At 74.2% G+C, this 13155-nt stretch carries 9 protein-coding genes and 1 pseudogene; 6 read left to right on the top strand and 4 right to left on the bottom strand.

The features are described 5' to 3' along the window. Positions 1–235: 235 nt before the first annotated feature. Positions 236–1354 (top strand): phosphoserine transaminase, encoded by a 1119-nt coding sequence (gene serC, locus IG74_RS0142205; protein WP_030688596.1) that lies wholly within the window; start codon positions 236–238, stop codon positions 1352–1354. Between the two features lie 76 nt (positions 1355–1430). On the opposite strand, the gene IG74_RS0142200 is transcribed toward serC, so the two are convergent. Both IG74_RS0142200 and IG74_RS0142195 read right to left on the bottom strand, forming a co-directional pair. Next, positions 1431–2273 carry an ABC transporter permease gene (locus IG74_RS0142200; protein WP_030688594.1) on the bottom strand — a complete coding sequence of 281 codons (843 nt, stop codon included), beginning with the start codon at positions 2271–2273 and terminating at the stop codon, positions 1431–1433. Beyond that, positions 2270–3277, bottom strand: coding sequence for a daunorubicin resistance protein DrrA family ABC transporter ATP-binding protein (locus tag IG74_RS0142195; RefSeq protein WP_030688591.1), 1008 nt, complete (start codon positions 3275–3277; stop codon positions 2270–2272). Before IG74_RS0142195 ends, IG74_RS0142200 begins: the two co-directional genes overlap by 4 nt. A gap of 132 nt (positions 3278–3409) precedes the next feature. On the opposite strand from IG74_RS0142195, the gene IG74_RS0142190 reads away from it, so the two are divergent. Together IG74_RS0142190 and IG74_RS0142185 are read left to right on the top strand one after the other, a co-directional pair. Further along, positions 3410–4171: a TetR/AcrR family transcriptional regulator gene (locus tag IG74_RS0142190; RefSeq protein WP_030688589.1), complete on the top strand. Its 762-nt coding sequence runs from the start codon at positions 3410–3412 to the stop codon at positions 4169–4171. Between the two features lie 102 nt (positions 4172–4273). Beyond that, entirely contained in the window at positions 4274–4696 is a 423-nt protein-coding gene (locus tag IG74_RS0142185) for a PPOX class F420-dependent oxidoreductase (protein ID WP_030688587.1), read from the top strand. Between the two features lie 23 nt (positions 4697–4719). Here the strand turns inward: IG74_RS0142185 and IG74_RS0142180 are convergent, their stop codons facing one another. Then, on the bottom strand, positions 4720–5706 hold the full coding sequence (locus IG74_RS0142180; protein WP_030688583.1) for a hypothetical protein: 987 nt from the start codon (positions 5704–5706) through the stop codon (positions 4720–4722). Between the two features lie 85 nt (positions 5707–5791). Between IG74_RS0142180 and IG74_RS0142175 the strand changes: the two genes are divergently transcribed. After that, complete coding sequence (locus tag IG74_RS0142175; RefSeq protein WP_030688581.1) at positions 5792–6469, top strand: GDSL-type esterase/lipase family protein; 678 nt, start codon at positions 5792–5794, stop codon at positions 6467–6469. A gap of 147 nt (positions 6470–6616) precedes the next feature. After that, entirely contained in the window at positions 6617–7975 is a 1359-nt protein-coding gene (locus tag IG74_RS0142170) for a DUF418 domain-containing protein (RefSeq protein ID WP_199818973.1), read from the top strand. A gap of 2078 nt (positions 7976–10053) precedes the next feature. Here the strand turns inward: IG74_RS0142170 and IG74_RS53855 are convergent. Next, positions 10054–11724: pseudogene (locus IG74_RS53855) on the bottom strand (BTAD domain-containing putative transcriptional regulator); the annotation flags it as partial. Here IG74_RS53855 and IG74_RS0142160 point away from each other — a divergent pair. Beyond that, entirely contained in the window at positions 11723–12715 is a 993-nt protein-coding gene (locus IG74_RS0142160; protein ID WP_030688574.1) for an aldo/keto reductase, read from the top strand. The pseudogene IG74_RS53855 and the gene IG74_RS0142160 sit on opposite strands and share 2 nt — an antisense overlap. The last annotated feature ends 440 nt before the right edge of the window (positions 12716–13155 follow it).

The raw sequence follows: 13155 nt of genomic DNA, 5'->3' as shown, positions 1-13155 counted from the left end.
AGCAGAAGACGGCATACGAGATCAGCCTCGGTCTCGTGGGCTCGGAGATGTGTATAAGAGACAGCCACCCACCCGCAGCGCCACGCGCCAGGGCCCAGCCCGGCAAGGCAGGGGAGATCCGGGTGGGCGGGAAGGGCCCGCCCAGGTAGCGGTGGGGGGCTCCGGGGCGGGACGGAGTGTCTCGGGGGGTGGACGGGGGCCGCGGGCCGGGTCGGGGGCCGGATAGGGTCGCGGCGTGGCTGAGATCGAGATCCCCGCAGACATCAGGCCCACCGACGGACGCTTCGGCGCGGGCCCCTCCAAGGTGCGACCGGAGGCGCTGGCGGCCCTGGCCGCCACCGGCACCTCCCTGCTCGGCACCTCGCACCGCCAGGCCCCGGTGAAGAACCTGGTCGGCCGCGTCCGCGAGGGCGTGCGCGACCTGTTCCAGCTGCCGGACGGCTACGAGGTGGTGCTGGGCAACGGCGGCTCCACCGCGTTCTGGGACGTCGCGACGCACGGCCTGATCGAGAACAAGTCGCAGCACCTCTCCTTCGGCGAGTTCTCCTCCAAGTTCGCGAAGGCGGCGAAGCTCGCCCCGTGGCTCGCGGAGCCGACGGTGATCGGCTCGGACCCGGGCACGCACCCGGACCCCGAGGCCGAGGCGGGCGTGGACGTCTACGCGTTCACGCACAACGAGACCTCCACCGGCGTCGCCGCCCCGATCGCGCGGGTCGCGGGCGCCGACGAGGGCGCGCTCGTCGTGGTGGACGCGACGTCGGGCGCGGGCGGCCTGCCGGTCGACATCGCCGAGACGGACGTGTACTACTTCGCCCCGCAGAAGTCGTTCGCGTCGGACGGCGGCCTGTGGATCGCCGCGTTCTCCCCGGCCGCCCTGGAGCGGGCGCGGCGGGTGCACGCGAGCGGCCGCCATGTGCCGGAGTTCTTCAGCCTGCCCACGGCGATCGACAACTCGCTCAAGAACCAGACGTACAACACCCCCGCGCTCGCCACGCTGTTCCTGCTCGGCGAGCAGCTGGACTGGCTCAACGGCCAGGGCGGCCTCGACTGGTCGGTGCGCCGCACCGCCACCTCGGCCCGCACCCTGTACGGCTGGGCGGAGGAGTCGAAGTACGCGACGCCGTTCGTGGCGGACCCGGCGAAGCGCTCGCAGGTGATCGGCACGATCGACTTCGCCGACGAGATCGACGCGGCGGCGGTCGCGAAGGCGCTGCGCGCGAACGGCATCGTGGACACGGAGCCGTACCGCAAGCTGGGCCGCAACCAGCTGCGCGTGGCGATGTTCCCGGCCATCGACCCGGCGGACGTCGAGGCCCTGACGCGCTGCGTGGACTACGTGATCGAGAAGCTGTAGCGGCACGCACGGCACCCCGAAGGGCCCGGCACGCGCCAAGCGCGCCGGGCCCTTCGCCGTCCCCGTCCGCCGGAACTCACTTGCTGAGCGCCTTGAACTTCCGTACGGCGAGCGGCAGGAACAGCGCCGTCACGGCCAGCGGCCACGCCACCGACATGAGGACGGCGTGCTGCTCGATCCAACTGGAGCCGCCCGCGCCCGGGTTGCCGAACAGCTCGCGGGCGGCCGTGCCCGTCGACGAGACCGGGTTCCACGCGGCGACGGGCCCCAGCCAGTCGGGCATCAGGGACGGTGCCACGAACACGCTGGAGATCATCGTGATCGGGAAGGTCACCGCGTACAGGCCGCCCGCCGCCTGCGGGGACGGCACGACGAAGCCGAGCCACACGCCGACCCAGATCAGGCTGAAGCGCAGGAGGAGCAGCAGGGCGAAGGCGGTCAGGGCGTTGCCCACGCCGTTGTCGGGGCGCCAGCCGATGGCCACGGCCGTGAGCGCGAGGATCGTCAGCTCGGCGCAGGCCACGACGAGGTCGGCGACGCCGCGCCCGGCGGCCACGGCGGAGGGCGCCATCGGCATGGAGCGGAAGCGGTCGATGACGCCCTTGGACGCGTCGGTGGCGACGCCCATCGCGGTGTTCATGAAGCCGAAGGCCATCGTCATCACGAACATGCCGGGCATCAGGAAGTCCTTGTAGTCGCCCACGCCGCCGGGCACCTTCATCGCCTCGCCGAACACGAAGCCGTACAGGAGCACGCTGATGATGGGGAAGCCCAGCTGCCAGGCGATCAGGATGGGCTGGCGCTGGAAGTGGGTCAGATAGCGCCGGGCGATGTTCAGGGTGTCGACGACGACCCAGTAGGCGCGCCCGCGCGCGGGGTCCGCGGCCAGGTAAGGCTCGCGTGTCAGTACGTCGCTCATGCCGCCGCCTCCGTCCGGTCCGCCGCCGCCTCGATCCGGGGCGGCCGCTCGCTCTTCGCCCCCGTCAGTTTCAGGAACACGTCGTCGAGGCTCGGCCGCCGCAGGCCCACGTCGTCCACGGCGACGCCCTCGTCCCGCAGAGTGCGGGCGACGTCGGCGAGGGCACCGACGCGGTCGGTGACCGCGGCCCGCACGCGCCGCTCGGCGTCGACGGTCTCCGGTTCGCCGTCGGCGACGCGGGCCACGGCCTTCACCGCGGCGGGCAGGTCGACGGCCTCGCTGACGACGACCTCCAGCTGGCTGCCGCCGACGGTGGCCTTCAGGCCGTCGGGGGTGTCGTCGGCGATGGCGCGGCCCCGGTCGATGACGGTGATGCGGGACGCGAGCCGGTCGGCCTCCTCCAGATACTGGGTGGTGAGCAGGACGGTCGTCCCGCTCGCCACCAAGTCCCGTACGGAGTCCCAGACCTCGCTGCGGCCGCGCGGGTCGAGGCCGGTGGTGGGCTCGTCGAGGAAGAGCACGGCCGGGGCGAGGATCATCGAGGCGGCGAGGTCGAGGCGGCGGCGCATGCCGCCGCTGTACTGTCCGGCGCCCTTGTCCGCGGCGGCTTCGAGGCCGAACTGTTCGAGCAGTTCCCGGGCCCGGCGCTCGGCACGGCGCGCGCCGAGGTGGAAGAGGCGGCCGAACATCTCCAGGTTCTGCCGGCCGGTGAGGATCTCGTCCACGGCCGCGTACTGACCCGTCAGGCCGATGCGGCTGCGCACGACGGCCGGTTCGCGCACGACGTCGGCGCCGCCGACCTCGGCGCTGCCTCCGTCGGGGCGGATCAGGGTGGCCAGGACGCGGACGGCCGTGGTCTTGCCCGCGCCGTTCGGCCCGAGCAGGCCGTGGACCGTGCCGTGGGCGACGGTCAGGTCGAAGCCGTCCAGGGCCTTCTTCTCGCCGTACCGCTTCTCCAGACCGCGGGCCGCCACCGCGTACTCCCCGCGCGTGTGCTCGCTCATCGAAGCTCCACCGTCCGTTCCCCTCGTCTCGTCACGCTCGTGCCGAACCCTTGCCGGACCCCGCCGAGTACACCGTACCCAATGGAGAGTACACCGTACCCAGTTTCTGTCCGAGGGCTTATCGTGAGATGCATGAGGACCACGGAGACCAGCGGCAGCGGCGACATCAAACGGAGCCTCGAACTGCTCTGGGGCGAGGGCGAGCGGCCCACTCGCGGCCCCAAACCGGCCCTGACCCTGGACCGGATCGTCACCTCCGCGGTCGCCCTCGCCGACGCCGAGGGCATCGCCGCCGTCTCCATGCGCCGCCTGTCGCAGGAGCTGGGCACCGGCACGATGTCGCTGTACCGCTATCTGCCGGGCAAGGCCGAGCTGCTCGACCTGATGCTCAACCACGTCCAGGCGCCCACCGACGACGCGGACGCCTTCGCGGGCGGCTGGCGCGCCGGCGTCGAGGCGTACGCCCGCGAGGCCCTGGACCGCTACCACGCGCACCCCTGGCTGCTCCAGGTCAACCAGGCGCGGCCGGTGCTCGGCCCGAGCGCCGTCGGCGGCCTGGAGAAGGTCCTGTCCCGCATCAAGCCCATGGGCCTGCGCGACCCCGAGCTGATCTCGATCCTGATCCTGGTCGAGGGGTACGTCTCCGGGGTTGCGCGCATGCACACGCAGTCGGTGGAGGCCGACGCCGCCGGACTCTCGGAGGCCGCGTTCTGGAGGGAGCAGGGGCCCGCGCTCGGACGGGTCATGAACAGCGGCCGCTATCCGCTCGTCGCCGGGCTCTCCGAAGAGGCGTTCGGCCCGGACTTCGACCACTTCGAGTTCGGCCTGCAGCGGATCCTGGACGGACTCGACGCCCTGGTCGAGCAGCGCGAACGGGCGGCGGAGCAGGCCTAGGGGCGCGGCGCGCCGCGGGAGCGCGGCGCAAAGAGGCGCATGGCCACGGGGTGCCGCGGCACGCGGCGTGACAGACCGGGCCGCCCGTGTCTGTATGGAGGGATGAAGCCGAATCCCGCGCGGCCGGCGAGCCCGGAGCTGGCCCGGTTCGAGAAGCAGCAGGCGGTCCTGCTGACCAGCCACAAGAAGGACGGCACCGGCGTCGGCACCCCCGTCCACTTCGCGGTCGACGGCGACCACGCGTACTTCCGCACCTTCGGCAAGGCGGGCAAGGTCAAGCGGCTGCGCCGGAACCCCGAGGTCGAGATCGCCCCCTCGACGCTGCGCGGCAAGCCGACCGGGCCCGGACTCAAGGCCCGGGTGCGCCCGCTGGAGCACGGCACCGGCGAGTACGAGCGCGCGTCACGCCTCATCGCCCGCAAGTACCCCGTGCAGCAGGGCGTCCTCGTCCCCCTGTGGCACAAACTCCGCCGCGACGCGACGCTGCACTACGAGGTCCGCCCCGTCACCGAGGAAGCACCCTAGAGCGCCCCGAAGGGACCGCCCCCTCACCCGCGGCGGAACAACCTCTTCAGGCCAAGCACCGCGAGCACCACCGCGCCCAGGACGACCGCACCCTTGGTCGCGCCGCCGGTGAAGCCACCGCTCCCGTCACCGGAGCCCCCGCCGTCCGACGAGCCGCCCCCGGCCCCCGCTCCCTTCACCTCGACCGCTTCGACATCGCTCTGCTCGCCCTCCGTGCCGTACATCAGATGGCTGCCGTCGGGGCTGTACGTCACGGACTCGCCCTGGCGCTGGAGCGGAACGCTCAGGCGGCCCTCGCGCTTGATCCTGCCGTCGCCTCGCCAGGCGAAGCCGACGCCGCCGAAGTAGCCGCGCAGGGCGAGGTGCTTGCCGTCGGGCGAGAAGGCGCCGTCGGTGACCCACAGATCGGTGCTCGCGACGCGGCGGAAGACGTTGGCGCCGGAGGTGGAGAGCCGGGCCGGGCCCTCGTAGAGGGAGCCGCCGTCCTCCTTCTTGTCGGCGATGTAGACCCGCCCCGTCTTGGGGTGGACCATGAGCGCCTCGGCGTCGCGCGGCCCGTCGGCGTACTTCACGACGTACTGCGTGGCGCGCACGGACTGGTCCTTGAGCTCCTTCGGCTCGGGCAGCTTGTAGACCCACACGTAGGACCACTTGCCGCCGAGGTTGTCGCCGATGTCGCCGACGTACAGGCTGCCGTCGGGGCCCATCGAGATGGCCTCGACGTCACGCGGCTTGCCGACGCCGGTCATGGTGATCCGGGCGACGGTCTTGCCCGTCCTGCTGTCGACGGCGTACAGATAGGCGCCGCTGTCCTGGTCGTTGTGGGTCCAGTAGACGCCGGGGTGGGCGCGGGACGGCACCAGGCCGCTGGACTCGGTGATGCGCGGGTCCTCGATGGTGAACCCGTCGTTGCCCGCCCCGTCGGCGGCCAGGGCGGGGCCGCCCGACGCCACCAGGACCGCAGCCACCACCGCCGCGGCCCCGGCCGCACACACCCTCGAAGAACGCATGGCTCAAGCCTGCCACCCCGCGGCCCGGTGCCAGGTGGCAAGGCTCACATCGCTGCGCACCGGCGCGATCCGCGATGATGAGCGGATGCTCAGGTTCATGTTCGTCGGCGACTCGATGACCATCGGCAGCGCCGGGGAACACACCTGGCGCTACTGGATGTGGCGGCATCTGTGCGCCACGCTCGGCGCCCCCTTCAAGGTCGTCGGCCCCCGCGAGGCCCTGTACGACAAGGCGGCCGAGGCCCCCACCTCGTACGCGTACGCCCAACCGGACTTTCCGCGCCGCCACTTGGCGGGCTGGGGCGAGGGCTGGCTGCACATGGCGCCGCTGATCGGCGACGCCGTGCGGCGCGAGCGCGCGGACGTGCTGCTCGTCTCGCTCGGCCTGATCGACCTCGGCTTCTACACCAACGCCGAGCAGACCGCCGCGAACGTCCGCGCCTTCGTGACGGCGGCCCGCGCCGCCAACCCGCGCGTCGCGATCGCCGTGCTCCCCGTCATCCCCAACGTCCGCGCGCACGACGACCCTGCCTTCGCCACCGAAGTGGCCCTCTTCAACGAGCTGCTCGCCAAGACGGTCGCCGACCTGGACACCCCGGCCTCCGCCCTCCTCCTGGCCTCGCCCCCGCAGCCGTACGACATCCACTACGACACGTACGACGGCACCCACCCCAACGAACGCGGCGAACAGAAGCTCGCCGACGCCTACGCACAGGCGCTCGCCCAGGCCTGGGACCTGGGCTCGGTCCCTGAACCGCACTGACCTCGCCGTCCGGACCGGCCGTCCCGCCGCACTGCCGCCTTTCGACACCCGGCCTTCGCCTTTCGGCCGCGAGCCCTCGCCTTTCGGCGGCCGCTCCTAGCCGGAAGGCCGACGCCCGGGGGGCGTCCCGGTTCCTAGGTTCGGGGCATGACGGTCACGACCTCTCCCACCCGCACCGCCGAACGGGCACTCGCCCCGGACGTCGCCCGCGGTCTGATGCTGCTCCTCATCGCCCTTTCGAACACCGCCTTCCACCTGTGGCGGTCCGAACGCGGGCCCTCGGGGTGGCAGCCCGTGGACGGGTCGTGGCTCGACCACGGCGTGCAGTTCACCATGATCACAACGCTCGACCTGCGGATCTACCCGCTGTTCGCGTTCCTCTTCGGGTACGGGATGACGCAGCTGTACCTGCGCCAGACCGGGCAGGGCGCCGACGGGCGCGCCGCCATGGGCGTGCTGCGCAGACGGAGCCTGTGGATGGTCGTCATCGGGCTCTGCCACGCCACGCTGCTGATGGCGGGCGACATCATCGGCTACTACGGCGTGCTGAGCCTCTTCCTCGGCTGGATCTTCGTGCGCAGGAGCGACCGGGCGCTGAAGTGGTGGATCTGGATCGGCGTGGCCCAGACGCTGCTGTTCGCCCTTGCGCCGGTCGTCGCCGCGCTGCTGCGCGGCGACCTGGGCTCGATGGGCGACGCGGGCGCCGAGGCCGGCTACCTCGCGTACGGGGCGGACGAGGAGAGCTGGCTGACCGCGGCCGGGACGCGGGTCATGACCGGCCTGTTCGTGACGTCAGCGGGGCTGCTGTCCCTGGTCGGCGGCGGCTACCTGGTCTTCCTGCTCGGGTTCTGGGCGGCGCGGCGGCGGATCCTGGAGGAGCCGGGCCGCCATCTGCCGCTGCTGCGCCGCACGGCGGTGATCGGTGTCGCGGTGGGCTGGCTCGGCGCGCTGCCCGCGGCCCTCGCCCACGTGGGAGCGGTCCGCGTACCCGACGACGCCCAGAGCGAGGAGGGCGTGCTGCGGGTCGTCCAGGAGGTCACGGGCACCGCGGGCGGCATCGGATACGTGGCCGCGATCGCGCTGTTCGTCGCGTGGTGGACGGACCGGCCCGCGCGCCGCGGCACCACCGTCGTGACGGCCGTCGCGGCCGTCGGCAAGCGGTCGATGTCCTGCTACCTCACCCACTCCCTCCTCTTCGCCCCGCTGCTCGCGGCCTGGGGCCTCGGCCTCGGCGCGCACCTGAGCAGCGCGACCATGGTCCTCGTCGCGACGGCCGTGTGGCTGGTGACCGTCGCGGGCGCGTACGCCCTCGAGAAGGCCGGACGGCGGGGCCCGGCCGAGGCGCTGCTGCGGCGCCTCGCCTACGGCGCCCGGACCGCCCCGGCCCGGACGGAGGCCTCGCCCTGCGGGGGCCACCCGGCCGGGGACGGCGGGACCCGGACCGCGGGCGCGGGCGACGGGGCCCGGAACGCCGACGCCGGGGCCAGCCTGCCCAGCCCCCGCTGAGCCTGGTCCCGCCAGTGCGGGGCGTCGGCGCGGCGCGCCAGGGACAGGGCCTGGCAGTAGTGCGTGACGGCGTCGTCGGCGCGGCCCAGGTGCTCGGCGATCTCACCGAGGTACTGGGCGACCGGCCCGAGCGTGACCATCCCGGACCCGGCGCCCGCCAACTCCTCGGCGGCGGGCAGGAGTTCCTCGTACGCGGCCTCGGCGAGGTCGTCCTCGCCGAGGCGGACGGCGGTGAGCCCGGCGGCCGCGAGCCGCAGCTCGTACAGGAAGTCCCGGCGCATGGTGAGGAGTTCGGGCAGCAGCGCGCGGGCCCGCGCGCCGTGCCCCGCGGCGGCGAGGGTCAGGGCGTGGGTGGCGCCGCAGCCCGCGCCGCGCCCCCACGTCTCGTACTCGCGCAGCGACAGGTCCACGTGCTCGGCGAGGCGCCCGTCCTGCTGGCGCAGACAGAACAGCGCGAGCCCGTGCACGGCGTGCTCCGCGCCCCACAGGCCGAGCCCGCCGAGCGCGTCGCGCGCGGCGGCGTAGCGCCGCCCGGCCTCGTCGTGCCGGTGCGCGACGGCCGGGCGCAGCGCCTCGTACAGCGTGGGGACGAAATCGAGCACCGGCACGCCGAGCCCGGCGGTGAGCCGCCGCACGGCCGCCGCCTGCTCGTCCGCCTCGCGGAACGCGGCCCGGGCGGCGTGCGCCTGGAGCAGGGCGGTGCGGGCCACCGCCTCGGCCGCGCCGAGGCCCGCGCCGCGGGCGAAGGACAGCATCTCCTCGGCGATGCGGGCGCGGCGCGGCGCGAGCCCCGCGGCGCCGTACGTCTGTAGGAGGCGGCTGTTCAGGGCGAGCACGAGCAGCCGCGGGTCGCCGGTGCGGCGGGCGAGGCGCTCGGCCTCCGCGGCGGCGCGCACGGCCCGCTCCCCGCCGACGCCGTCGAGTTCACGGGCGAGGACGGCGAGCAGCCGGCACCTCGACGCCTCGTCCTCCTCCGGGACTTCGGCGAGAAGCCGCTCCACGGCGCCGGTGACGCGCGGGTCCGGCCCGGCCGCGTAGTCGCGGTGGTACCAGAGGGTGGGCAGGTCGTCGCAGGTCACGAGGTGCGCGAGGGCGGCCGGGTCGCCGTCGGCGGGGAAGCGCTCCAGGGCACTGACGCGCTGGGCCCGCGCGCCCTGGAGGTCCCCGGCGAGGGTGAGGCTGTGGACCAGGCCGACGACGCGGTCGGGGCCTTCGGGCCCGGCCACCAGCGGGGCGGTGCCGAGGCGTTCGTGGACGGCGAGCGCGCGCCGCCACAGCCGGGCGGCCTCCTGGTGGTCGCCGTCGCGCCGGGCGGCGGCGGTGGCCGTGTGCACGTGCCGCACGGCGCGGTCCACGTCGCGGGGGCCCGCGGACTCCAGGCGGTGGTGGGCGAGGGCGCCGACGTCGTCCGGGCGCAGCCGCTCGACGGCGTCGGCGGCGCGGGCGTGCCAGCCGGTGCGGCGCAGCCGGGACGTCTCCTGGTAGAGGGTGTCGCGGACGAGGGCCGACGCGAAGCGGAGGCGGCCGGGCCCCGGCTCGCCGATGAGTCCGGAGCGCAGGGCCTCCTCCAGGACCTCGACGGCGGCGCCTTGGTGTGCGGGGTCGCCCTGCTGTGCCGGGCTGCCTTGGTGTGCGGGGGTGCCTTCGCCTTCCGATGCGCACATCTCCAGGAGGACATCGATGTCGACCTCCGTTCCCACGACGGCACCGCGCCGGAGCATGGCCTGCGCGCCGGGGCTCAGCGCGCCGAGCCGATGCTTGATCACATCGGCGACGCCGGGCGGGACCTGGGTCAGGGCGGCGCGCGCTCCCTCCGCGCTGAGGAGCCGTGCGGTCTCGCGGACGAAGAAGGGGTTGCCGCCGGTGCGCTCGGTGAGGCGGCGGACGGTGTCCTCGTCCAGGTCGGGGGCGGGCTGCTCGGCGCGGCCCGTCAGCTCGCGCAGGACGGCGCCGACGGCCGCCTCGTCGAGGCCCTTGAGCTCCATCCGGGCCGGTTCGCAGCGGGCGAGCGCGGCGAGGGTGTCGCGGGCCGCGGCGGTCAGCTCCTCCGTGCGGAAGGTGACCAGGAGCAGCACGGGGCTCGCCGCGAGGGCCGTGGGCAGGCGGCGCAGCAGCGTGAGGGTGTCGTCGTCGGCGTGGTGCAGGTCCTCCAGGACGACGGCGAGAGGGGTGCGGAGGGCCACGGCGGCGAGGTGCGCGGTGGCGGCGGTGTGCGTACGGAACCGGGTGGACTCGGGGACCGCTCCGGCACCGGGTTCGAGGAGCGGGGCGAGGTCGGCCGTGGCCGGGTCGGCGGCGGCGCCCAGCGTGCGCAGGAGCTCCGCCCAGGGGTGCGCGGGCGGGGCGCCCGCCTCCTCCGGGCAGCGGCCGCGGGTGGCTGTCCAGCCGGGGGGCAGCGCGTGTACGGCTGCCTCGGTGAGGGCGGTCTTGCCGGTGCCGGGGGCGCCGCCCACGAGCGCCACCCGGAGCACGCCTCGGGTCGCGGCGTGCTGTGCCTCCTGCGCGAGGCGCTCCAGCTCCTGGGTCCTGCCGGGCAGGGGTCTTCGGGTCTGGTGAGCGGGGCTGGGCGCTGTGGGCTGTGCCCACCCCTCCCCGAGCTCTCGGCTCCGCTCGAGCAGGGGATACCCCGCTCGCCCGGCGGGACGACTGACCACAGGGGGAACTGAGGGACCGTCGCGGCGCGAGGGAGAGGGCTCCTGCTCGACGGCTCCGGCCAGGCTTCGGCGTTGGCGGAGGATGTCTTCCTCCAGGGTCCGCAGGGCGAGGCCGGGGTCGATGCCGAGCTCTTCCTTGAGCACGGCGCGGGCCGTGCGCAGGGCGGTGAGGGCGTCGGCCTGGCGCCCGGTGCGGTACAGGGCGAGGGCGAAGAGCCGCCAGCCCTCCTCGCGCAGCGGGTGGGCCCGGGTGTGGGCCTCCAGGTCGGCGACGACCCGGGCGGCCGCGCCGAGGGCGAGTTCGGCGTCGGCGAGGCGCTCGGCCGCCAGGAGCCGCAGTTCGCTGAGCCGGGTCACCTCGGGCGCGGCCCAGGCCTCCCCGGCGAACTCCGCGTAGGCACCGCCCCGCCACAGTTCGAGGGCGGCGGTGAGCCGGTCCCTGGTCTCGGCGGCCCGGCCCGGCACGGACGGCTCGGCGGCCCGGCGTACGAGGTCCTCGAACCGCCAGGCGTCGACGGACCCGAGGTCGAGGCGGAGGGCGTAGCCGGGCGGCGCGGTGACCAGGGTGCGGGGCGGGGTGCGGGTGGGGCGGCCCGGTTCGAGGGCCTTGCGGAGCGTGGAGACGAGCGTGCGCAGGGAGCCGAGCGCCCGCTCGGCCGGGGTGTCCCGCCACAGGTCGTCGATGAGCTGGTCGAGCGGTACGACCCGGCCACGGGCCATGAGCAACCGGGCCAGGACGGCCCGGTGGCGCGGCCCGCGCAGGTCGGCGCGGCGCCCGTCGTCCCACGCCTCCACCGCCCCCAGTACGCGCAGTTCGATCACAGCGTTCCCCCTTCGGCGCAGGGGGCCGCGGCCGCGTCGGTCCACGCGACGGATGGTGTTCCCCCCTGGTGGCGGACCTCGCCGCGCTCGTTCTCCCCCGAGCCCGGCGTCCCGGCCACGGCATCCATTGGACGCGGGTGCGTCACTCCGCGTCAATTCGCTGCCGATTCTGGGCGGGTCCCACTGTTCGCGCAGGCCAGGCGGGTGCGCGGCAGGGGGCAGGCCCCGGCCCCTTGCTGAGAGCCCACTCCAAGCCGTTGGCTGGGGCCCCATGAAGTACACGCAGCTGGGACGCACCGGGCTCAAGGTCAGCCGACTCACCCTCGGGACCATGAACTTCGGGCCGCAGACGAACGAAGCCGACAGCCACGCCATCATGGACGCCGCGCTCGACGCGGGGATCAACTTCTTCGACACCGCCAACGTGTACGGCTGGGGCGCGAACAAGGGCCGTACCGAGGAGATCATCGGCACCTGGTTCGCGCGGGGCGGCGAGCGGCGCGACAAGGTCGTGCTCGCCACGAAGGTGTACGCCAACATGTCCGCCGACGGGGCCCCGCCCTGGCCCAACCACGACCGCCTCTCCGCCCTCAGCATCCGCCGCGCCGTCGAGGCCTCGCTGCGGCGCCTCCAGACCGACCACATCGACCTCTACCAGTTCCACCACATCGACCGGAACACCCCGTTCGAGGAGATCTGGCAGGCCATCGACGTCCTCGTACGGCAGGGCAAGATCCTGTACGCCGGGTCGAGCAACTTCCCCGGCTACAAGATCGCCCAGGCCAACGAGACCGCCCGCCGGCTCGGCGGCTACGGCCTCGTCAGCGAGCAGTGCCTGTACAACCTCGCGGAGCGGCGCGCCGAGATGGAGGTCGTCCCGGCCGCCCGGGACTACGGCCTCGGCGTCATCCCCTGGTCGCCACTGCACGGCGGTCTGCTCGGCGGCATCCTGAAGAAGCAGGCCGGCGGCGGGCGCAGCGCCGAGGGCCGGGCCGCGGCGGCCCTTGCCGACAGCGCGGTGCGGGCGCAGGTCCAGGCGTACGAGGACCTGCTCGACAAGCACGGCCTCGAACCGGGCGAGGTGGCCCTGGCGTGGCTGCTCACCCGGCCCGGCGTCACCGGGCCGATCGTCGGGCCGCGCACGGCCGGGCAGCTCGCGTCGGCGGTCCGGGCGGTCGACCTGGAGCTGAGCGACGAGCTCCGCGGGTCCCTCGACGAGGTCTTCCCGGGCCCGGGGCCCTCGCCGGAGGCGTTCGCCTGGTAGCGGCGGGGCTCGTCCGGTCGGCGGCGGCTACTGTCCGACGGCCGCCGCCACTGCCACCACGACGAACATCAGCACGAGCACACCGGCCATGATCCGGTTTCTGGTCTTGGGATCCACACCACCGAGCGTAACCGCCCACCCTGACACCCTGGCCCCCACCCTCGCGCCATCGCCCCCATCCGCAGACGCCGGACGACCTCAAAGCACCGCGCTAACGCGCTTGTCCTCAAACGCCGGACGGGCTGGATGGCCTCGGCCGAGCACCACCGTCACCCGCCGAACGACGACGTACAAGCCGCCAGGTCGGGGCCCGACCGGGTCGCTGGGGCGCCACGGGTGGGCGGGTGGGAGAAACCCGCCGCGGTAGCGGCGGGGCAGACGAACGACGGCGGGTGGGCCGCTAGGTCGGGGCCGGGCAGGAAGCCGGGGCGGTACGGGTG

The organism is Streptomyces sp. NRRL B-1347 (genome assembly GCF_000720325.1).
Lineage (GTDB): Bacteria > Actinomycetota > Actinomycetes > Streptomycetales > Streptomycetaceae > Streptomyces.
The sequence above is the reverse complement of the archived record's forward strand: the minus strand, read 5'-3'. Positions and strand labels throughout refer to the sequence as shown.